Source organism: Actinokineospora lacus, assembly GCF_053813445.1.
Genome location: NZ_JBQERA010000004.1, coordinates 296,570 through 316,513, shown reverse-complemented (window position 1 = coordinate 316,513; position 19,944 = coordinate 296,570). Strand labels below are relative to the sequence as shown.

The window sequence follows — 19,944 nt, the reverse complement described above, 5'->3', positions numbered from 1 at the left end:
CACCCGGCGGCCGCGGTTCAGCGCGCCAGCCGGTCCGCTTCCCCGCCCGCGAAGTACCTGCGGGCCGCCAACACCCCGGCCTGGAACCGGCTGATGGCGTCGAGGTCGCGCAGCAGCGCCGCGATGTGCCTGCGGCAGGTCCGCACCGACATGTCGAGCTTGCGGGCGATCACCTCGTCGGTGTAGCCCTCGGCCATCAGCGCCGCGATGGTGCGCTGGAGGTCGTCGGCGACGGGGGCGTAGCCGATGGTGTCGTCGGTCAGCGGGGTTCCCTGGTCCCACAGGTTGTTGAACAGGTCGAGCAGGAACCGCACGACGCCGTCGTCGCTCACCCTGGCGACGGCGTCGCCGTCCCCGGCCAGTCCGAACAGGACGGCCGTCGCGCAGTCGAACACCGCAGCCGCGCGCGGCACGTGGCTCACGGTCCGCACGGACAGCCCGGCGTCGACGAGCCGCTTGAGCTTCACCCGCGCGGCCAGGTCGGTGCGGCTTCGGTGCTGGCACACCACCCGCACCTCGATGTCGCGGGCGATCCCCGCCAGGTGACCGGACACCAGCCGCTCCAGCTCGGCGGCCGTGGCGCTGTTGGGCAACAGCACCAGGACCTCGACGCGGCAGGCGTCGGTCGCGGTCTTGAGCAGCCCCCGCACCTGCACGGGGTCGGTGAGGCGGTCGATGGCGACGAACGGGCTCGGCCCCCGCTCGGCCGAGAACTCCCGGAACGCCCCGAACCGCTCGCGGATCTGGTCGATCTGCTCACGCCGCTGGTAGATCTCCCGTTCCACGGAGAACACCGCCGAGGCGGTCGCGACCTCGGGGTCGACGGGCTCGAACCCGCCCGCCGGGTCGGCGGAGGGCCGCAGCAGGCCGTGGTCGACCAGGAGCCGGACGGCGGTCTCGGCGTCCTGGGCGGTGATGCCCAGTTCCGCCGCGACCGCGTCGATCGAAGTGAGCGCGCCCGCGTGCGCGGCGGCGCGGTAGATCTCGGTCACGTGCGTCCCACCGGTCGCAGTGACCTGGGATAACGGAGCCCTCGTCTGCATGGTCAGTCCTCCTGGGTTCCACCTCGTTCTTGCTGTCCTGCCGCTGGGGGCCCCCGCATCAGCGCGGGAGCACGACCCCCAAGCCGTGGTCGACGGCGGCCTCGTACAGGGCGTTTGCCAGGCCGACGTCGAGTCGCGTGGTGCCGAGCAGTTCGACGAGGAGCACGTCGTCGGCGTGCGAGCGGCCGCGCCGGTCGCCGGAGATGAGCTGGGCGAAGTCGGCGGCGACCCGGTGGGGCCGGGGTCCGCCGGGGACCGGGGGACCGGCGAGCGGGTGCGGCCGGGCGAAGTGCCTGCGCCGGTGGGCGCCGATGAGCGCGGTGTCGTCGACGAACACCTGGTCGACGGAGTCGACGACGGCGTCGGGCAGGTCAGCGCCGGTGGTGTTGACCAGCGTCGAGCCGGGCGGCAGCCGGTCGGTCGCGCCCCAGCCCGCCTCCGCCGCCACCACGACGAGCGTGGCCCCGAACAGCGCGTCGGCGAGGGCGGGCGCGATCGTCCACCCCACGCGGGCGCCCGCGAGCGGGCGGACCACGTCCAGCGGCACCGGGCAGCCCGCGTCGCCGACCGGGTGCACGGCGACGCGGCTGACCCCGGGCAGGCCGGAGACCATGAGGGACACCGAGAGGCGGGCCACGAGGCCGAGGCCGAGCACGGCGGCGGTGACCACGCCGGGCTGGACCAGGACGCGCGCGGCGAGCACGGCCATCGCCGCGGTGCGCACGGCGCACAGCTCGGCCGAGGGCAGCACGCACCGGCCCCCGGCGGGCTGCCCGTCGAGCAGGACGAGGTCGTCCGCGCCGCGCCAGGGGACGAGCCTGCCGGGGACGCGGCGCCCGCTGTGCTCGGCGGCGGCCAGCGCGACCGGGTCCACAGCGCCCGCGAGCACCGCGAGTTCGGCCCCGGAGAGCCGCAGGTGCGGGCTGGTCATGTCCGGTCGCCTCCTGTCGCGGTACCCGTTCGGGCTCAGCTTCGGCAGGGCCGGTCCCAGGTCGCTCCCGTCGCGCTCTCGCCCGGCCGGGAGCGCGCCGACAACGGCGTCGGCGATGATCAGTGGCGACCCCGGCCCGCACAACGGGCCACGGACACCGCACACGGAGGAGGACGGGACATGCCGACCACGCAGCCTGCCGACCCGAACCGCACTGGCGAGGACATGCACTGGCCGCGAGCCGCCTGACCCGGCCGCCTGACCCGGCCCTCTGACCTGGCTGCCTGGCTCGGCCGTGTGATCCGGCCGCCTGACCCGGCCCGCAACCTCCGCCACGCCCCCTATGCCATCTTGGCGTCTCCGGCGTGGTCGTCTCCATCGTCTTCGCCGCCGTGGCCGTCTTCGCCACCAGCGGCTCCAAGGACAGCGGCGCGCCCGAGGTCCCCAGATCAACCCGTAGGGGCGCCTTCTGACCCGGCCTTCTGATCTGGCTGCGTGAGCCGGCTTTCTGATCTGGCCGCTTGGCCTGGCCTTCTGACCCTGGCCGCCTAGCCCGGCCGCGTGACTCGGCCTCCTGACCTGGCGTCCTGACCTGGCCGCGTGACCCGGCCTGACCCCGTCGTCTGGCTGGGCCGCCTGGTTCGCCGTCTCACCCGGGAACACGGCGGGGGTCACGCGGAGATCTCGCGCCCCGCCCTCGGTCGGGGGATGTCCGGTGTGGTGGGGAACCGGGCGCTGCTGAGCCGTTCGATCTCGGCCGCGAGGCGGTCCGCCTCCTTGGACCGCGCGCCCGCCAGGAGGGCGCCCGCCGCGCGCAGGTCGTCGGCCGCCCTGGCCCGCTCCCGGCCCGCGGCGCGCGCCCGGGCGAGCAGCACGAGGGTCTTGGCCCGCCAGAGCGCCGATGACAGGCCGGTGAACGAGACCAGGGCCTGTTCGAGGTGCTCGACGGCCGCCGCCCGGTCGCCGCGCCCGACCTCGATCTCCCCGAGGGCGTAGTGCGCCTGGGCCTCGACGAAGCGCTCGCCGAAGCGGCGGGCCAGGGAGAGCGCGTGCCGCATCGCGGTCTCGGCGCTGTCCAGGTCGCCCTCGCCCATCCGCACGAGGCCGAGGCCGTAGAGCGCGTGCACCTCGCCGACGCGGTCGCCGAGGTCGCGCACGATCAGCAGCACCCGGTGCGCGGCGTCCTTGGCCTGCTCGACCCGGCCGTCAGCGGCGTGCAGGTAGGCGAACTGGTTGAGCACCTGGGCCTCGCCGCGCAGGCAGCCCACCTCGCGGCAGATGTCGAGCGCCTCGCGCAGCAGGGCCATGGCCAGGTCCCGGTCGCCCTCGTCCACCCGGAACCGGGCGAGGCCGCGCAGGATCTGCGCCTCGCCCATCCGGTCCCCGACCGCCCGCATCAGCTCCAGCGCCACCCCGTACCGGGCCAGCATGGCCTGCCAGTCACCGCGCAGGCCGTCGACCAGCGCGAGGTTGCGCAGCACGAGGGCGCGGCCGTGCACGTGCCCCTCGGCGTCGAACCGGGCCAGGGCGTCCAAAAAGGACTCCTCGGCCTCGTCGAGCCGCTTCTGGAACATGTGCAGGGTCCCCAGCGAGTAGAGCATCGCGGCCTGGCCGACCCGGTTGCCCGCCGCGGCCGTGGCGCGCAGGCCGACCTCGGCGGTCTCGCGCCACTGGTCGAAGTAGCCCTTCACCTCGAACAGCGTCACCGAGGTCAGCGCCAGGTCCCAGCACACCTCGTCCAGCCCGGCCTCCGCGGCCTGCCGGACCGCGGCGACCAGCGCGGTGCGCTGGGAGTCCCAGCGGTCGACCGGGTCTTCGCTGGCCAGCGCCTCGTCGCCGTGCTGGGGCCGCCAGCGCGGCGCGCGGCCGCGCAGGACCGTGTAGTCGCCGCCGTACTCCTTGCGGTGGACCTCCTCGGCCAGCGCCAGCCACGCGCCCAGCACCCGGCGCAGCGCCGCGTCCCGGACCTCGGGGTCGAGCAGCGCCGCCTTCTCCCGCGCGTACACCCGCACCAGGTCGTGGAAGCGGTACCAGGTCCGCTCGCCCGGGTAGGTGACCACCTCGATCATCCGGGCCTCGACCAGGCTCTCCAGCAGGTCCTGGGCCTCGACCAGCCCGGTGTCGAGCAGGGCCGCGGCCGTCCAGCCGGGGAAGTCGGGCGCCTCGACCAGCGCCAGCAGGCTGAACAGCAGCTGCGCGCGCGGGGACAGCGCCCGGTGGGTCAGCCCGATGTTGGAGCGCAGTTCCAGGCCGCGGTGGGCGAACTCGTCGAGCCTGCGGGCCTCCACCCGCAGCCGGGCGACGAGTTCGGCGATGCGCCAGTGCGGCCGCGAGGCCAGCCGCGCCCCCGCGATGCGCAGCGCCAGGGGCAGCCCGCCGCAGAACCGCACCAGCTCGACCGCGGCGTCCGGCTCCGCCCACACCCGCCGCGTGCCGACGATCCCGGCGAGCAGCCGCATCGCGACGTCGGTGTCGAGCACGCCGACCTCGACCTGGGTCGCCCCGGGCAGCCCGCCGAGGCGCGAGCGGCTGGTCACGACCACCGCGCTGCCGCCGCCGCCGGGCAGCAGCGGCAGCACCTGCTCCTCGCTGGTGACGTCGTCGAGCACTACGAGCAGCCGCCTGCCCGCCACCACAGTGCGGTAGAGGTCGGCGCGCTGCTGCGGGTCCTCCGGCACGGCCGTGCCGCTGATCCCCAGGGCGCGCAGGAACCGGACGAGCACCATCCCGGCGCTGTCGCGCCCCTCGGAGTCCTGGAACCGGGCATAGCAGACGCCGTCGGGGAACTGGTCGGCCACTTCGTGGGCCACCCGCACGGCCAGGCTCGACTTGCCCACGCCGCCGGGCCCGGACACCACGATCACCGGCACCGTGTAGGACTGGGCCCGGTGGGCGGGCTCGGCCAGCAGGCCGCTGATCGCCGTGACCAGGTCCTCGCGCCCGGTGAAGTCGGGTGCGCCCCAGGGCAGCAGGTGCGGCACCATCGGCGGCTCAGCGATATCCGGTGTGGACAGTGGGACCGCCGTCACGGGCGCGCGGGGGTCCAGCGCCGGGTCGCGGGTGAGGATGGCCCGTTCGATCGCGCGCAGCTCCGGACCCGGCTCGATGGCCAGCTCCTCCACCAGCCGGACGTGGGCACGGCGATAGGCGGCCAAGGCGTCGGCCTGGCGCCCGGACCGGTAGAGCGCCAGCATCAGCAGCTCGCAGAAGCCTTCCCGCAACGGGTGCTCGTCGACCAGGGCGGCCAGTTCCCCGACGACCTGGGCGTGCCAGCCCAGGTCGAGCTCGAGCCGCATCCGCTCCTCGACGGCGGCCAGCCTGCTGTGCTCCAGCAGTTCGGCCTGCCGCCGCACCGGGCGGCTGTCCACCCCGGCGAGGGCGGGGCCGCGCCACAGCCCGAGCGCGCTGCGCAGGGTGGCTGCGGCGGCCGCGGTGCGGCGTTCGTCGGCCATGGTCCGCGCGGCGGCGGTCAGCTCGGTGAACTCCGCGACGTCGAGGTCGCTCTCCGCGGCCCGCAACAGGTACCCGGCGGGGTAGGTGCGGATGGCGTCCGGGCTGCCCGCGTCGGCGAACAGCCTGCGCAGCGCCGAGACGCACGTCTGGATCTGGCCGCGCGCCGTCGTCGGCGGCACGGTGTCCCAGACGGCGTCGATGAGCGCGTCGATCGGGGTCACCCGGTTGGCGTTGAGCCCCAGCATCGACAGGATCACGCGCTGCCTTGGTCCGCCTGTGACCACCAGCCGGTTGCCCGCGACCAACTCAAGCGGGCCGAGCAGGTTCAGACGCATCAGTGACGGCACCTCAATGGGAAAGCGGGCTGTTACCCGCGATACAACCAACCGGTAATACCGATCGAAACAGCATTCACACCGTCGGCCGTTGCCCTGGCGGCATCACACTAGGTCAGCGGACTCCGTGAGAATCGTTCACCAGCCGCTTTCGGCGTTTTCCCCGTCCGCCGGTCCGCCTCCAGGTGGCGCAGCTCCCGCAACAGGTCGTCGAACGCCTCGTTCATCACCGACGCGTGGCGGGCGAGGGCTTCCCCCGCGGGCGTGAGCAGGACCCCCACCGGGGTCCGCAGCACCAGCACCACGCCGAGAACCCGCTCCATCCGCTTGACCTGCCGCGACAGCGTCGGCTGCCCGACCCCCAGCCGCGCGGCGGCGCGCCGGAAGCTGCCCTCGGCCCCGAGCACGGCGAGGATGCGCAGGTGCCGGATAGCGATGTCCACGAACCCTCCAGCGGAGACCGGTGACTCCGATACCGGAACACTCGCACCCGCCGCCGCGGGGCCGCATCTCATCCGGTGCCCTCTGCGGCGGTCCGGGTGTTTGGGCGGAGGCGACCAAGCCGGGCGCTGCCGCACAGTCGAATCTCGGCGCTGTTCAGCCGCTTCCACCCGCGGGCAGCTGCGTCGGGGAGGGGACCTCCGTAGTGTCGGCCGCGTCCGTGATCATGGACCATCCGACCCTCTCAGGAGGACAGCGTTGAGGTCACGTCCCAGACCCGGCTTGATCGCGCTCGTCACCGGAACCCTTGTCGTGGCGGCGTCTTCGGCGCTCACGCCCGTCGCCGCCGCTGAGCCCGCGCTCGGCGGCGTCATCACCGTCGCCGGGGCGAAACCCGTCCCGAACAGCTACGTCGTCGTACTGGAGAAGGGCGTTGACGCCCTCAGCGCGTCGGCGTCCGTGGTCGACGCGCACGGCGGCGACGTCCGCGACGTGTGGCACAACGCGGTGCGGGGCTTCGCCGTCACCGCGACACCCCGGCAGGCGGCCAGGATCGCGGCCGACCCGCGGGTGGCGCTCGTCCAACAGGACGTCGAGGTCTCCGTCACCGGCACGCAGAGCCCCACCCCGTCGTGGGGGCTGGACCGCATCGATCAGCGCAACCTGCCGCTGAACAACTCCTACACCTACCCCGACACCGCCTCGAACGTCACCGCCTACATCATCGACACCGGCATCCGCACCACGCACACCGACTTCACTCAGCGGGCGGTGTGGGGCGCCAACACCACCGGCGACGGCGTCGACGCCGACTGCCACGGGCACGGCACGCACGTGGCGGGCACCGTCGGCGGCGCGGGCCACGGCGTGGCCAAGGCCGTGCGGCTGGTCGCGGTGAAGGTGCTCAACTGCGCGGGCTCCGGCACCACGGCCGGGGTGATCGCGGGCGTGGAGTGGGTGACCGGCACCTCCGCCCGCCCGGCGGTGGCCAACATGAGCCTCGGCGGCGGGGCGCAGCCCGCCCTCGACACCGCGGTGGCGGGCTCCATCGCCTCGGGCATCACCTACGCCATTGCCTCGGGCAACTCCAACGCCGACGCCTGCGGCTTCTCGCCCGCGCGCGTCCCCACCGCGCTGACGGTGAACGCCTCCGACAGCGCCGACAACCGGGCGAGCTTCTCCAACTGGGGCTCGTGCACCGACCTGTTCGCCCCGGGCGTGGGCATCACCAGCGCCTGGGCGACCAGCGACACCGCGACCAACACGATCAGCGGCACGTCGATGGCCGCCCCGCACGTCGCGGGCGCCGCGGCGCTGCACCTCTCGGCCAACCCCGGCGCCACCCCGGCGCAGGTCGGCGAGGCCATCCTCGGGGCGGCCACGCCGGACGTGGTCAGGAACGTGGGCGGTTCGCCCAACCGCCTGCTGTACGTGGTCAACGGCACCACCCCGCCCCCGGGCAAGGTGGCCCTCAACCGCTACATCCGGGGCAACGACCACGCCACCGCGACGGCCGCGAACGCCCCGTCCGGCCACGCCCTCGAAGGCGGGCTCGGGTCGATCAACACCGCGCCCGGCGCGGGCACCCACCCGGTGTACCAGTGCCTGGTGGGCGGCTGGGACCACATGACGTCGATGGCCGCGAACTGTGAGGGCACAACGGTGGTCGGCGTCATCGGCTACCTGCTCGACGCCCCGGCCTCCACCGCCAACCACCCGATCCTCCGCTGCCGCGTCGCGCGCACCGGGAACCACTTCGACTCGCCCTCAGCCAACTGCGAGGGCCAGGTCGTCGAAGGCGTGATCGGCTACTCCACCTGATCCACTGGTGAAACCCGGGTGGCGGAGCGAATCCCGCTCCGCCACCCGGGTCACCGTCTTGAGGGTATGGGGAATCAGAAGACCAGCGCGAGGATGACCAGCAGCACGACGACCCCGATGGCGATGGGGATGAGCGGAAGACCCGCGGGCATCCGGTAGTGCCTGCGTACGGTCGCCCTGCGGAACAGGCTGCCCGGCACGCGACGGCGGTGGCTCTCGACCCAAGGCATGGCATGTCTCCTCGTTTTTCGACTCGGAAACGAGGTACCTCCCGGCCTGCGAGGTCAAACTGGGCCAAGTGGAGCAGCCCTTCCCGAGGACCTGCTCTGTTCGAGTGGTCCCCTCGGCCAAGGCGTATCTGCGGGCTCGCCCGCGATCCCCTGTACCAGTGCTTGATGAGGGTGGCATCGAGCGGGAGGCGGGAGGGGGGCGACTTTGCCACGACTGCGCATCCACTTCGGCCATGCCGACATCGCGCGCACGCGGCTGAAGATGGACACGGACCTGATGTGGGAAGCCGTTGGCAGCGTCCAGGTCCTGCAGCACAACGACGGCGCCGTGTTCTTCGGTGACTGGCGCCGCCACGTGCGGCGGGTCGCCGAACGCGTCGGCGCGGTGCGCGCGGCCGTGCGGACCTTGATGGCCTTGGCGCCCCATGCGGCGTACTTCCCAGACTTCCTGACACCCAGCGCCGACGTGTCCGACTACGACACAGCCATCGACGCGGTCTTGTCGACCAGCCCGTCACAACTGCGCGCGGAGGTCGGCATGCTCCAGCACGCAGCTGACTCGGCCGCCTGGCTGCGTGATCTCGCGGCAGGAAGAAGCGCCGGGCTGCGGCAATTGCGGCTCGCTCTGGACGTGTACGTCAAGGAGCTTGTCGAGCCGTACCGCCCGGTGATCGATGTCGCGCTGCGCGATGAACGCGCAGGCCGGATTCGCGACTACCTCGACCGCGGCCCGGAAGGTCTGCTCGCGGGCTATGAGCCGATCATGACGTGGCGACCGCCGGTTCTGACCGTTGACTACCCGGTCGATCGTGACCTGCACCTCGACGGCGCGGGTCTCCTGCTGGTCCCGTGCTACTTCTGCTTCCGCACCCCGGTCGCCTTGGCCGACCCCGGGATGCGCCAAGTGCTGGTGCTGCCGATCCGGCCGGGGTCGCGGCTCCTCGGTGAGGAGCGCGGTGGCGACAAATTGGCTGCCCTGCTCGGCGCCACCAGGGCGGACATCTTGCGGTCGGTGCTGAAGGGCAGCACGACCAGCCGGTTGGCGAAGCTGAACAACATCACCCTGCCCACCGTCAGCCATCACACCGGTGTGCTGCGGGAAGCGGGTCTCATCAACACGATCCGCCAGTCGAACTCGGCGGTGCACCTCATCACGCCGCTCGGTCTGAGCCTGCTCACCGAACCCGGAATCAGAGCGTCTGACCTTACGATTCCTTGAGCACGATGGCAGTCTCGTTACGAGCAATGTCCCAAGTGGTCCGGACACCGTGGTGTCCGGACCACTTGGGACGGTGGTCAGGTGAGGATCAGGCTGAGGCCGTAGGCGGAGAGGATGGGGTTGACCTCCTGGTAGAAGGTCACGCCGCCGCTTCTGCAGTTGCCCGAGCCGCCCGAGGTGACGCCCTGGGCCTGGTTCGCGCTGAGCCAGGAGCCGCCTGAGTCGCCGGGTTCGGCGCAGACGTTGGTGCGGGTCAGGTTGTAGACGGTGCCCTGCGGGTAGTTGACCGTCTGGCCGCGGGCGAGGATGGTGCCGCACCACATGCCGGTGGTCGAACCCGAGCGGCACACGCCCGAGCCCGCGGCCATCTGGGCGGAACCCCGCACGTAGTACCAGTAGCCGTTGTAGCCCTCCATGTAGCCCCAGAGGACGACGCCGGGGTTGGTCCGGACCCACGCGTAGTCGTAGTACGGGAACTGGGACCCGGCGAAGGAGCCGAGGACCGCGCCGTTGCTGTCACTGGCGGTCGCGCCGACGCCGCCGCAGTGGCCCGCGGTGACGAACCCGCCGTGGACGGCGAAGCCGACCGAGCAGCGGCCCGCGAAGTTGATGTAGTACGGCCAGCCGCCGACCACGTCCGCCATCGGCCGCGGCGAGTGGTTCTCCTCAACGACGCGGACCGAGGTGTGGATGGATTCGGCCCGCTCGACGAATGCCTTCGCCGCCTGGTCGACCTTGTTCTTGTTCACCGTGATCACGATGCTGTTCGTGGGGACATCCACGTACCAGCCGTTCACGGCGGCGGGGGCGTGCTTGCCCGCCGCCCGGTCGATCGCGGTCTTGGCCGACTCCAGCGCGGCGCTGGTGTGGCGCACGGTCTTGACGCTGACGCCCCGGGCGGACAGGGCGGAACCCCGGGTCGAGTCGGTGGTGTAGGCGACCAGCTTGCCGGTCTTCGAGTCGAACCAGCTGCCCGCGTAGCTCGCCCCCAGCAGGTCCTTGGCGGTCTGCTCGGTGGCGCGGGCCTTTTCCTCGGCGGCCAGCCGGACGCGCACCTGGTCGGGGGACAGGCCGAGGTCGCGCTGCAGGGCGTGCGACATGGCCATGCTCACCTTGGGCGCGTCCGCCGGAGCGGTGACCCGCATCATGTCCGCCTGGGCGGGCAGTGCGACCGAGATCGCCAGGACGAAGGCTCCCACGACCGCGACGCGGATATTCGGCGCTCGTTTCATCGGATTCCTTTCCAACCGCAGGATGTTGGCACCCGCGTATCCGGGCGACTCGCCGCCAATCGGCGCAGACGACTACAGCCGGCCGGAGCGGTGAACCCGGCTGGCTGGCGCGGCGAACCACTGATCGGAAAGCGGGGACCTGAATGGAAGGTAGCTCGTGAATCCTCCCCGCAGGTACCCCCGACGGTGTGACGCCAGCCAGGTGACCTGCGTCTTCCTTGTGGCGGCCGGATTACGGCGAAAGGACGAAGAAGGATGGGTCCGCGGGAGTCACGCGAATGCCGCTGCGCTTTCCCTGCCGCATAGCGCTCGGGAAGGGGATATCCGCCATTTGGATCAGCGAACAGCCTGTCGCGCCGGGTTTGTGCACGCCGTCGCGGCGGTGCCGCTCGCGCGACGGTTGTGGCGCTCTGCGCGGCCGGTCGTCGGGTCCGTGCTTTCCTGCCTTCTGGAGGGGTGATTGACCAATGTGGACTGTGGTTCCGGTGCGACCGGCCGAGCGGGTCTTAGGACCCTCCTCGATTGTCCACCTAGTACTCAAGCAGCGCGCGAGCGGTCTCGTCACCCGCGATCGAGGGGACGGCCTCATCACGCTGACCGGACTCGCCGAGCCCCGTCGTAGGGTGTACGTGATTGGCTGTCACAGAACGGCGGGGGCCGGCGTCTGGTGGGGGACACCGTTGAGAGGAGCCACCATGGCCGGGACGTCACAGACCGCGTTCGATGAGCGCGGCGAGGGCCAGGACGAGCGCGCGGACTCCGCCACCGTGGCGTTCGTCGCCCACCGCAACCTGCTGTTCACCGTCGCCTACGAGATGCTCGGCTCGGCCGCAGACGCCGAGGACGTCCTCCAGGAGACCTGGCTGCGGTGGGTGGGCGTCGACCTGGGCACGGTGCGGAACCAGCGGGCGTACCTGGTCCGGATCACCACCCGCCAGGCGCTCACCCGGCTGCGCACGCTCGGCAGGCGCCGGGAGACCTACGTCGGCCCGTGGCTGCCCGAGCCGCTGCTGACCGCACCCGACGTCGCCGAGGACGTCGAGCTGGCCGACAGCGTCTCGATGGCGATGATGCTGGTGATGGAGACGCTCGCCCCGACCGAGCGGGCGGTGTTCGTGCTCCGCGACGTGTTCGACTTCGGGTACGACGAGATCGCCGGGGCCGTCGACAAGACCCCCGCCGCGGTCCGCCAGATCGCCCACCGGGCGCGCGCCCACGTCGCCGCGCGCCGCCCCCGGGGGATCGCCTCCCCGGCCGAGACCCAGGGCGCGCTCGACGCGTTCCGGCGGGCGGTCGAGACCGGCGACCTGCGCGGCCTGCTCGACATTCTCGCCCCGGACGTCGTCCTCCTGGGCGACGGCGGCGGCGTCAAGCAGGCCGTGCCGCGCCCCATCGTCGGCGCCGACAAGGTGGCCCGCCTCCTGACCGCCGGCCTGGGCAAGATCACCGACATCGCGTCCCTGCGCCCGGTCCAGGTCAACGGCCACCCGGCCCTGACCCTGCACCTCAACGGCGAACTCGACAGCGTCCTCGCGATGCGCGTCGACAACGGCCTCATCACCGGCCTCTACGCCGTGCGCAACCCGGAGAAGCTGTCCCGCATGGAGCAAGAGACCACCCTGCGCCGCTGAGGCCGGGCGGGGTGGAAAAGAAAGCGGTCCATGCCTGGCGGTGGTATTCCGGGGCGGAAGATTTTCGGCCAAGCCCGGTTCGGTCTCGGCCGGGGCGCGACATATTCGTTCTCGGTCTTGCCGTGAGTAGTCGAAAGATGGCGGTATCCATAGGGTCGTAAATGTCCCGGGAATTATGGCGGAATTCCGCTCGCGACCTGTTGACGAGGGCTGTGGACCTCGGCTAACGGTAGTTGCAGCATAGGTGCTCCATTTGGAGTATGGCAGGTTTGATGACCGGGAGTTACTACATTTAGTGAACAGCTGATCACTCGCCTGATATGTGGCGTATACGTCTGGCGTGGCGGGATTTCGCCGACTAGGGTCGGCATTCAGTTGATAAGACGCAGTGGGCGTGCCGGGGGCGGAAATGAGATTGCGGCTGCTTGGTCCGCTTGAACTGGTCGTCGGTCGAAGGCTGGTTAACCTCGGTGGGCCGAGACAGCGGGTCGTGCTGGCCATGCTCGCGCTCAACGCCAACCGGGTGACCCCGGTCGACTCGCTGGTCGACGCGCTGTGGGATGAGTCCCCGCCGTCGACGGCCCGCGCGCAGATCCAGACCTGCATCTCCAGCCTGCGCAAGCTGTTCACCCAGGACGGCGGGCGTCCTGTGGCCATTCAGACCAGGCCGCCCGGCTATCTGTTGAAGATCACCGCGGCGGACCTGGACAGCCAGGAGTTCACCGACCTGATCGCCGAGGCGCGCGCGCAGGCCGACCGCGACATGGCCGAGCACGCCGCGGCGACGCTGCGCGCCGCGCTGGCCCTGTGGCGCGGCCCGATGCTGGCCGACATCACCAGCGACGTCGTGCAGCGGGGCGCGGCCTCGTTCGAGGACAGCAGGCTGGCCGCGATCGAGGAGCGGGTCCGGCTCGACCTCGCGCTGGGCAAGCACGAGGCGATCAGCGGCGAACTCGCCGCGCTGGTCGAGGAGCACCCGTACAACGAACGGCTCTCCGAGCTGCGGATGCTCGCCCTCTACCGCTCCGGCAGGCAGGCCGACGCCCTCGACGTCGCCCGCCGCGCCCGCACCATCCTGATCGGTGAGCTGGGCATCGAGCCGGGGCACGACTTGCGGAACCTGGAAGCCGCGATCCTCAACCGGGACCCGGCGCTCGACCTCAAACCGGTCGGGGCCGGGGCATCCCACGTCGGCCAGGCGCACGACCCGCCCGCGGCCGACCCGGCGCTGGTGCCGCGCCAGCTGCCCGCCAGCATCGCCGACTTCACCGGCCGGGACGCCCACATCGCCGACATCAAGGCCGTGATCGCCGCCGAGCGGGACCGGGCCTACGGCATGCGCATCGTCGGGATCTCCGGGAAGGGCGGCGTCGGCAAGTCCAGCCTCGCCCTGCGCGTCGCCCACGAACTGCGGGAGCGGTTCCCCGACGGGCAGCTCTACGGCGACCTGCAGAACCCGGCCGGGATGGACGACCCCACCGCGACCCTGCTGGCCCGCTTCCTGCGCTCGCTGGGCGTCAGCGGCGCCGCGGTCCCGGACGACCCGCAGGAGCGGGCCGAGATGTACCGCAGCGTGCTCGCGGACAGGCGGGTGCTCGTCGTGCTCGACGACGTCACCAGCGAGGAGCAGGTCCAGCCGCTGCTGCCGGGCAGCGCGACCTGCGCGGTGATCGCGACCAGCCGGGTCCGGCTGTCCGGGCTCTTCGGCGCGCACTGGATCGACGTCGACGTGCTCGACACCGAGACCTCCACCGGGCTGCTCGCCAAGATCATCGGGCAGGCGCGGGTGCTGGCCGAGCCCGTCGCGGCGCGCGAGCTGGTCACCCTGTGCGGGGGACTGCCGCTGGCGCTGCGGATCGCGGGCGCCCGGCTCGCCTCCCGGCCGCACTGGCGGATCGCGGCGCTGGTCGCCCGGCTGCAGGACGAGGCGGGCAGGCTCGACGAGTTCACCTACCGCGGCGTCGGGCTGCGCTTCAACATCGACCTCACCTACCGCGGCCTGCCCGAGCGGGCCAAGCGCCTGCTGCGGCTCTTCGCCGTGGTCCGGACCACGGACTTCCCGGCGTGGATGGCCGCGGCCCTGCTCGACACCGACCTCATCGACGCCGAGGACGTCCTGGAGCAACTGGTCGAGGCCCAGCTGCTCGACGCCGTCGACACCCCCGGCGAGCAACTGCGATACCGGTTCCACAGCCTCATCCGGATCTACGCGGTGGAACGCCTCACCGAGACCGAGACCCCCGACGAGCGCAACCGGGTGCTGGAACGGGTGATCGGCGCGTGGCTCGCGCTGGCCGAGGACGCCCACCGCGACGAGTACGGCGGCGACTACACCGTCCTGCACGGCAGCGCGCCCCGCTGGCGCCCGCCGGGCGGCCCGCGCCGGGGCAACCCGATGCGGTGGCTGGACTCCGAGCGCGCCGCCCTGGTCGACGCCGTCCGCCAGGCCGCCGCCGCGGGCATGGACGAGCTGTGCTGGGACCTCGCGCTCACCTCGATCACGCTGTTCGAGGTCAAGGGCTACTACGACTACTGGCGGGAGACCGCGACGCTGGGCCTGGAGGTCACCGAGCGAGCGGGCAACGACAGCGGCCACGCGGCGATGCTGTACTCGCTGGGCACGCTGCACCTGGCGCAGAAGCGGCTGCCCGACGCGGAGAAGTGCTTCGCCGAGGCGCTGGAGATCTTCACCGCGATCGGCGACGACCACGGGCGCGCCCTCGTCCTGCGCAACTCCGCCATCGTGGACGGACTGCACGGCGACTCCGGCGCGATGCTGGTCAAGTACGACCTGTCGCTGGTCCTGCTGCGCGCGGCAGGCGACCGGATGGGCGAGGCGCAGGTGCTGCGCAGCATCGCGACCGCCCGCATCGAGGAGGGGGAGACGGCGGCGGCGAGCGGGCTGCTCGAGCGGTCGCTGGCGATCTGCCGGGAGGTCGGCTGCCTGCGCGGTGAGGCACAGGTGCTCTACCGGTACGCCAACCTGCGCTTGGAGACCGGCCACTTCGAGTCCGCCCGCCGGGACCTGGCCAGGGTGCGCGACATCGTGCACCAGATCGGCGACCGCGTCGGCGAGGCCTACGCCCAGTACGGCCTCGGCGTGGCCCTCCGCAGGGAAGGCATGCTCGACGAGGCCGAGGCCACGCTGCGGCAGGCGCTGTCGCTGGCCAAGCTGATCGGCGAGCGGCTGGTCGAGGGGCAGGCGCTGCACGCGCTGGGCGAGATCGCCCTGGTGCGCGGGGACGACACCGGCGGCGCGGCGTACCTGGCCGAGGCGGGCGCGCTGTTCGAGGAGCTGGGTTCGGCGCTCTGGCAAGCCAAGACGCTCATCTCGCAGTCCGGGATCTCGCAGTCCGGGATGTCTCAGACTGGGCTGCGCGCGGGCCCGGGGGACCAGGCGCGCGCGCGTCAGCGGGCCAGGGACCTGTTGCGCGGCTTGGACTCCAAAGAGGCCGCCCGGCTGCTGACCCGCCTCGACGTCGAGGCCCAGCGGTGAGCGGTGTCGCTCACCAGTGCATGTCCTCGACGGTGGAGGGCACGGTGTCGGTGACGACCTCGGCGCCGGTCCGCGCCGTCTCGCACACCAGCCAGTGCATGTCTTCGGGGCAAATGCCGTAGGCGTGGGACACCGGACCCGCGCTCGACGCGGTGAGCACCGCCACGGCGCCTGCGATGGTGAACAGCGCCGAACCGATGACCTTTGACGTCCGACCGACCATGTCAACTCCCTGAGTGCTCATCACCTTCTAACCCGGAGTTGACCGGGAAGCGCTCTCGGCCCGCTCTCGGCCGCCCGATAGAAGGCCAGTAGAGCGGCCCACGAGTGTCCTCGCGAACCGGCACCGCGACACGTCAGGGGACGCCGATGACCAGCCCGTTCATCCAGCTCAACGCGGCGGAGATGGCCAGCGCGCTCGGTGCTGTCGCGGCCGTCGACCTGCTCGCCGCCGAGCTGGGCGGCCGGAGCCAACCCGCGCCCGGCGCCCGGCTCACGCCGTGGCGCGAGGACCCGGGCCTGGTCGTGCTCGAGGACGACGGCGGGCACGCCCGGTGCGTGCTGCCCGCCGCCGGTCTGCGGGACTGCCGCATGGCGGCGCTGACCGGGCTCGCCGCAAGGGAACTGGCTGTGCGCGGCCCGATGACCGCCGTCGTCATCGGGCCGGGCGCGGGCAGCGGCCCGCTGCTGGCGGTGCTCGTGCACCAGTTCCCCGAGGTCGGCCGGATCGCGTTCTGCCCAGCGCGCGGCGGCCGGGGCGCGGTGATCGAGCAGCGGCTGATCGACGAGATCGACCTCGCGGGCGTGTCCCTGTCGGTCGTCGACGACGTGCGGTGCGCGGTGCGCGGCGCCGCGCTGGTGGTCATCCGGGGACCGGCGGACCGCCCGCTCACCGCCGACGCGTTCACCGCGGGCGCCCTGGTGGTGGACGCGAGCGAGGACGCCGTCGCCTGCGCGCTCGCGGTCGACCAGGTCTACGTCGACGACGCCCGGCTGGCCGGTGGCCGGACCGTCGAGGCCGACCTCGGCCAGGTGCTCACCGGAGCGCACCCCGGCCGGACGCGGAAGAACCACATCCTGCTCGTCGAACTGCTGAGCGCGAACGCCCCCGCCGTCTCCCTCGCCTGCCTGCTCCACCTGGCCGCGGTCGAGCGCGGCTTCGGCATCAGGCTCCTCGGCTAGGCGACGCCGCGCTTGTCCCGTCCAGATCGCAGTGCGAGGCCACGCTCACCGTGCTTCCTCGCCGGAGTGGAAAAGAGAGTCCCATGTTGGTCGAGCGGCGTGACGAGTTATGCCTGATGCACGGGGCCTACGCCGAGTGCGTCGCGGGCGAGGGCAGGTCCGTGCTGGTCAGCGGGGGGCTGGCCAGCGGCAAGACGGCCCTGCTGCACGCCTTCGCCGAGCAGGCCGCCGACAAGGGCGCGCTGCCGCTCACCGCGACCGGGACCAGGATGGAGCGCTCGGTGCGGATGGGGGTCATGTGGCAGCTGTTCCGCAGCGCGCCGCTGCCCGCCGAGACGCTGGACCGGGTGTCCCGGCTGATCGACGCCGACCCGGTCCCGTCGGACGCGCGGGACCTGGAGCCGCACACGATGCGGCACGCCGACATCCAGGCCGTGCACGGGTTGTGCGCGGTGCTGCTCGACCTGGCCAAGGACGCCCCGCTGGTGATCGTGGTCGACGACCTGCAGTTCGTCGACGGCGCCACGCTGCAGGTGCTGCTGTACCTGCGGCTGCGGATGCGCGCCGAGCGGGTGCTGCTGGTCCTCGGCGAGTGGTACCGGCCGGGGCTGGCGCGGCCGTTCATCGGCGCCGAGGTGACCAGGCAGCCGCACCTGCGGATCGGCGTCGACCCGCTGACCGAGGCCGGTGTCGCCCAGCTCGCCGCCGCCCGGCTCGACCCGCGCCACGCCGCACGGCTCGCCCCCGAGCTGCACGCGGTCAGCGGGGGCAGCCCGGCCCTGGCGCGGGCGCTGATCGAGGACTGCGCCCGGCTGGCCCCCGACGCGGACCGGCCGGTGATCGGCGGCGCGTTCCGGCAGGCCGTCCTGGACTGCCTGCACCGCTGGGACCCGGACGTCCTGCGGGTCGCGGGCGGGCTCGCGGTGCTCGGCGAGCACGCGCGGGCCGACCTGGTCGCCGAGCTGCTGCGCATTCCCGTCGGGGTGGTCGGCCAGCTGATCGATGTGCTCGCCACCGCGGCCATCGCCGACGGGCAGCGGCTGCGCCACCCCGGGATCGCCGCGACCGTCCTCGGCGGCCTGCCGCCGGAGACCGCCTCGGCGCTGCACGTGCGGGCCGCCGAACTCCTCGACAAGCACGGCGTGGACGCCATGGGGGTCGCCGGGCACCTCGTCACCGCCGACGCGGCGCCGGGACCGTGGGCCGTGCGGGTGCTGCGGCACGCCGCCGAGCAGGTCGCCGTCGACGACGCCGCCTTCGCGATGAAGTGCCTCGACCTGGCCCTGCGGGCCGCCGAGGACGACCGGGAGCGGGTGGCGCTGCGCGCGGCGCTGGTGCGGGTCGCGTGGCGGGTGAACCCCTCGGCCGCCGCCCGGCACCTGTCGCCCCTGCAGGGCGCGCTGCGGGCGGGCGAGCTCACCTGGCGCGACGCCGTCCCGGTGATCCGGCACCTGCTGTGGCAGGGCGACCTCGACGCCGCCGCGGCACAGCTGCTGACGGTGTCCGCCACGGCGGGGCCGCTCGACGTCCGGACGACGGCCGAGCTGCGGCTCACCTGCGAGTGGATCTACGGCTCGCTGCGCGAGCAGGTGCCCGACGAGGTCCACGCGCTGCTCACCGCGACCGAGCGCGCCACATCGGCCAACCCGTGGGTGCAGACCGCCCTGCTGAACCGGGGGTGGGCGCGGGGCGCGGGCCGCGAGGTCGTGCCCAGCGCGGAGCACATCCTGCAGGGCTGCCTCGGCGACATGCTGCCCGAGGTCGGCACGACCGCCCTGCTCGCGCTGGACGACGCGGAGCGCCCGGAGCGCGCGCTCCAGTGGTGCGGCAGGCTCGTCCAGGAGGCCACCCGCAGGAGGGCCACGACCTGGCAGGCCGTGCTCGGCTGCGTCGCGGCGGACTTCGCCCTGCGCCGGGGCGACCTGGTGACCGCCAAGGCGCAGGCGAGCGCCGCGCTCGCCCTGCAGTCGACGCAGAGCTGGGGGGTGCTGATCGGCTACCCGCTCTCGGTGCTGGTGCTGGCCGAGACCGCGATGGGCAACCTCGACCAGGCGACCGAGCTGCTGGCCCGGCCGGTGCCGGAGGCGATGCCGCGCACCACTTTCGGCGCGCGGTACCTGCACGCGAGCGGGCACTGCCACCTCGCCGCGGGACGCACCCTCGCCGCCCTGGAGGACTTCGAGCGCTCCGCGAGCTGGGCCCGGGGGCGTGAGCTGGACGTCCCGGCGTCGGTGCCGTGGCGGGGCGACCTGGCGCAGGCGCTGCTGCGGCTGGGGCGGCGCAAGGAGGCCAGGGCGTACGCCTCCGAGCAGCTGAGCCGGGCGCAGGCGGCGGGCAGCGCCCGCAACCTGGGCATCGCGCTGCGGGTGCTGGCCGCGTGCGCCGACCCCCAGGAACGGGCGGCACTGCTGGGCGAGTCCGTCCAGCACCTGGAACGCTGCGCCGACCGGCTGGAGCTGGCCAGGTCGCTGGCCGAGCTGAGCCAGGTGCACCAGGAGCAGGGACAGCTGGCGGGGGCGCGGCTGGTGCTGCGCAAGGCCGCCCAGCTGGCCAAGGCCTGCCAGGCCGACGTGGTGCCCGAGGACACTGTCCGGGTCCCCGTCGGGCGCCCGCCGCGCGACACGGCGGTCATCGACGACGGCGCGGCGTCGCTGTCAGAGGCCGAGCGCAAGGTCGCCGAGCTGGCCGCGCACGGCCACACCAACCGGGAGATCGGGCGCAGGCTCTACATCACGGTGAGCACGGTCGAGCAGCACCTGACCCGGGTCTACCGGAAGCTGAACGTGGCCAGGCGCACGGACCTGCCCACCGAGCTCCCCCCGTTCGTCGCCGCGGAACGCGAGGACGCCGCTGCCGGGCAGCGGGTGGCCATGTCGCGGTGACCCATCTCTGCGGTGACCTGTGTCGCGGTGACTCACATCGCGGTGACC

13 protein-coding genes are annotated in these 19,944 nt (G+C 72.8%); 6 read left to right on the top strand and 7 right to left on the bottom strand.

The features are described from left to right. Positions 1-17: 17 nt before the first annotated feature. The 4 genes from ACTG9Q_RS12465 to ACTG9Q_RS12450 form a co-directional block, all read right to left on the bottom strand. A complete protein-coding gene (locus tag ACTG9Q_RS12465; protein WP_455572877.1) occupies positions 18-992 on the bottom strand; it encodes a hypothetical protein in 975 nt (324 codons plus the stop codon). Between the two features lie 109 nt (positions 993-1,101). Then, a complete protein-coding gene (locus ACTG9Q_RS12460) occupies positions 1,102-1,974 on the bottom strand; it encodes a hypothetical protein (protein ID WP_455572876.1) in 873 nt (290 codons plus the stop codon). A gap of 671 nt (positions 1,975-2,645) precedes the next feature. Next, positions 2,646-5,762: an AfsR/SARP family transcriptional regulator gene (locus tag ACTG9Q_RS12455; RefSeq protein ID WP_455572875.1), complete on the bottom strand. Its 3,117-nt coding sequence runs from the start codon at positions 5,760-5,762 to the stop codon at positions 2,646-2,648. A gap of 110 nt (positions 5,763-5,872) precedes the next feature. Next, positions 5,873-6,205 carry a LysR family transcriptional regulator gene (locus ACTG9Q_RS12450; protein ID WP_455572874.1) on the bottom strand — a complete coding sequence of 111 codons (333 nt, stop codon included), beginning with the start codon at positions 6,203-6,205 and terminating at the stop codon, positions 5,873-5,875. A gap of 280 nt (positions 6,206-6,485) precedes the next feature. On the opposite strand from ACTG9Q_RS12450, the gene ACTG9Q_RS12445 reads away from it, so the two are divergent. Next, entirely contained in the window at positions 6,486-8,024 is a 1,539-nt protein-coding gene (locus tag ACTG9Q_RS12445; RefSeq protein ID WP_455572873.1) for a S8 family peptidase, read from the top strand. A 74-nt stretch (positions 8,025-8,098) separates the two neighbouring features. On the opposite strand, the gene ACTG9Q_RS12440 is transcribed toward ACTG9Q_RS12445, so the two are convergent. Then, positions 8,099-8,254 carry a hypothetical protein gene (locus ACTG9Q_RS12440; protein ID WP_455572872.1) on the bottom strand — a complete coding sequence of 52 codons (156 nt, stop codon included), beginning with the start codon at positions 8,252-8,254 and terminating at the stop codon, positions 8,099-8,101. Between the two features lie 205 nt (positions 8,255-8,459). On the opposite strand from ACTG9Q_RS12440, the gene ACTG9Q_RS12435 reads away from it, so the two are divergent. After that, the gene (locus ACTG9Q_RS12435) at positions 8,460-9,473 is read left to right on the top strand and encodes an ArsR/SmtB family transcription factor (protein WP_455572871.1); all 1,014 of its coding nucleotides are present in this window, start codon (positions 8,460-8,462) and stop codon (positions 9,471-9,473) included. A 77-nt stretch (positions 9,474-9,550) separates the two neighbouring features. On the opposite strand, the gene ACTG9Q_RS12430 is transcribed toward ACTG9Q_RS12435, so the two are convergent. Next, positions 9,551-10,705, bottom strand: coding sequence for a S1 family peptidase (locus ACTG9Q_RS12430; RefSeq protein ID WP_455572870.1), 1,155 nt, complete (start codon positions 10,703-10,705; stop codon positions 9,551-9,553). A gap of 695 nt (positions 10,706-11,400) precedes the next feature. Here ACTG9Q_RS12430 and ACTG9Q_RS12425 point away from each other — a divergent pair. Both ACTG9Q_RS12425 and ACTG9Q_RS12420 read left to right on the top strand, forming a co-directional pair. Next, positions 11,401-12,336 carry an RNA polymerase sigma-70 factor gene (locus tag ACTG9Q_RS12425; RefSeq protein WP_455572869.1) on the top strand — a complete coding sequence of 312 codons (936 nt, stop codon included), beginning with the start codon at positions 11,401-11,403 and terminating at the stop codon, positions 12,334-12,336. 409 nt (positions 12,337-12,745) lie between these two features. Continuing rightward, positions 12,746-15,832, top strand: coding sequence for an AfsR/SARP family transcriptional regulator (locus ACTG9Q_RS12420; protein WP_455572868.1), 3,087 nt, complete (start codon positions 12,746-12,748; stop codon positions 15,830-15,832). 10 nt (positions 15,833-15,842) lie between these two features. On the opposite strand, the gene ACTG9Q_RS12415 is transcribed toward ACTG9Q_RS12420, so the two are convergent. Next, positions 15,843-16,055: a hypothetical protein gene (locus ACTG9Q_RS12415; RefSeq protein WP_455572867.1), complete on the bottom strand. Its 213-nt coding sequence runs from the start codon at positions 16,053-16,055 to the stop codon at positions 15,843-15,845. A 146-nt stretch (positions 16,056-16,201) separates the two neighbouring features. On the opposite strand from ACTG9Q_RS12415, the gene ACTG9Q_RS12410 reads away from it, so the two are divergent. Together ACTG9Q_RS12410 and ACTG9Q_RS12405 are read left to right on the top strand one after the other, a co-directional pair. Next, the gene (locus ACTG9Q_RS12410) at positions 16,202-17,014 is read left to right on the top strand and encodes a hypothetical protein (RefSeq protein ID WP_455572866.1); all 813 of its coding nucleotides are present in this window, start codon (positions 16,202-16,204) and stop codon (positions 17,012-17,014) included. An 83-nt stretch (positions 17,015-17,097) separates the two neighbouring features. Further along, on the top strand, positions 17,098-19,896 hold the full coding sequence (locus tag ACTG9Q_RS12405; protein WP_455572865.1) for an AAA family ATPase: 2,799 nt from the start codon (positions 17,098-17,100) through the stop codon (positions 19,894-19,896). Positions 19,897-19,944: the final 48 nt, after the last annotated feature.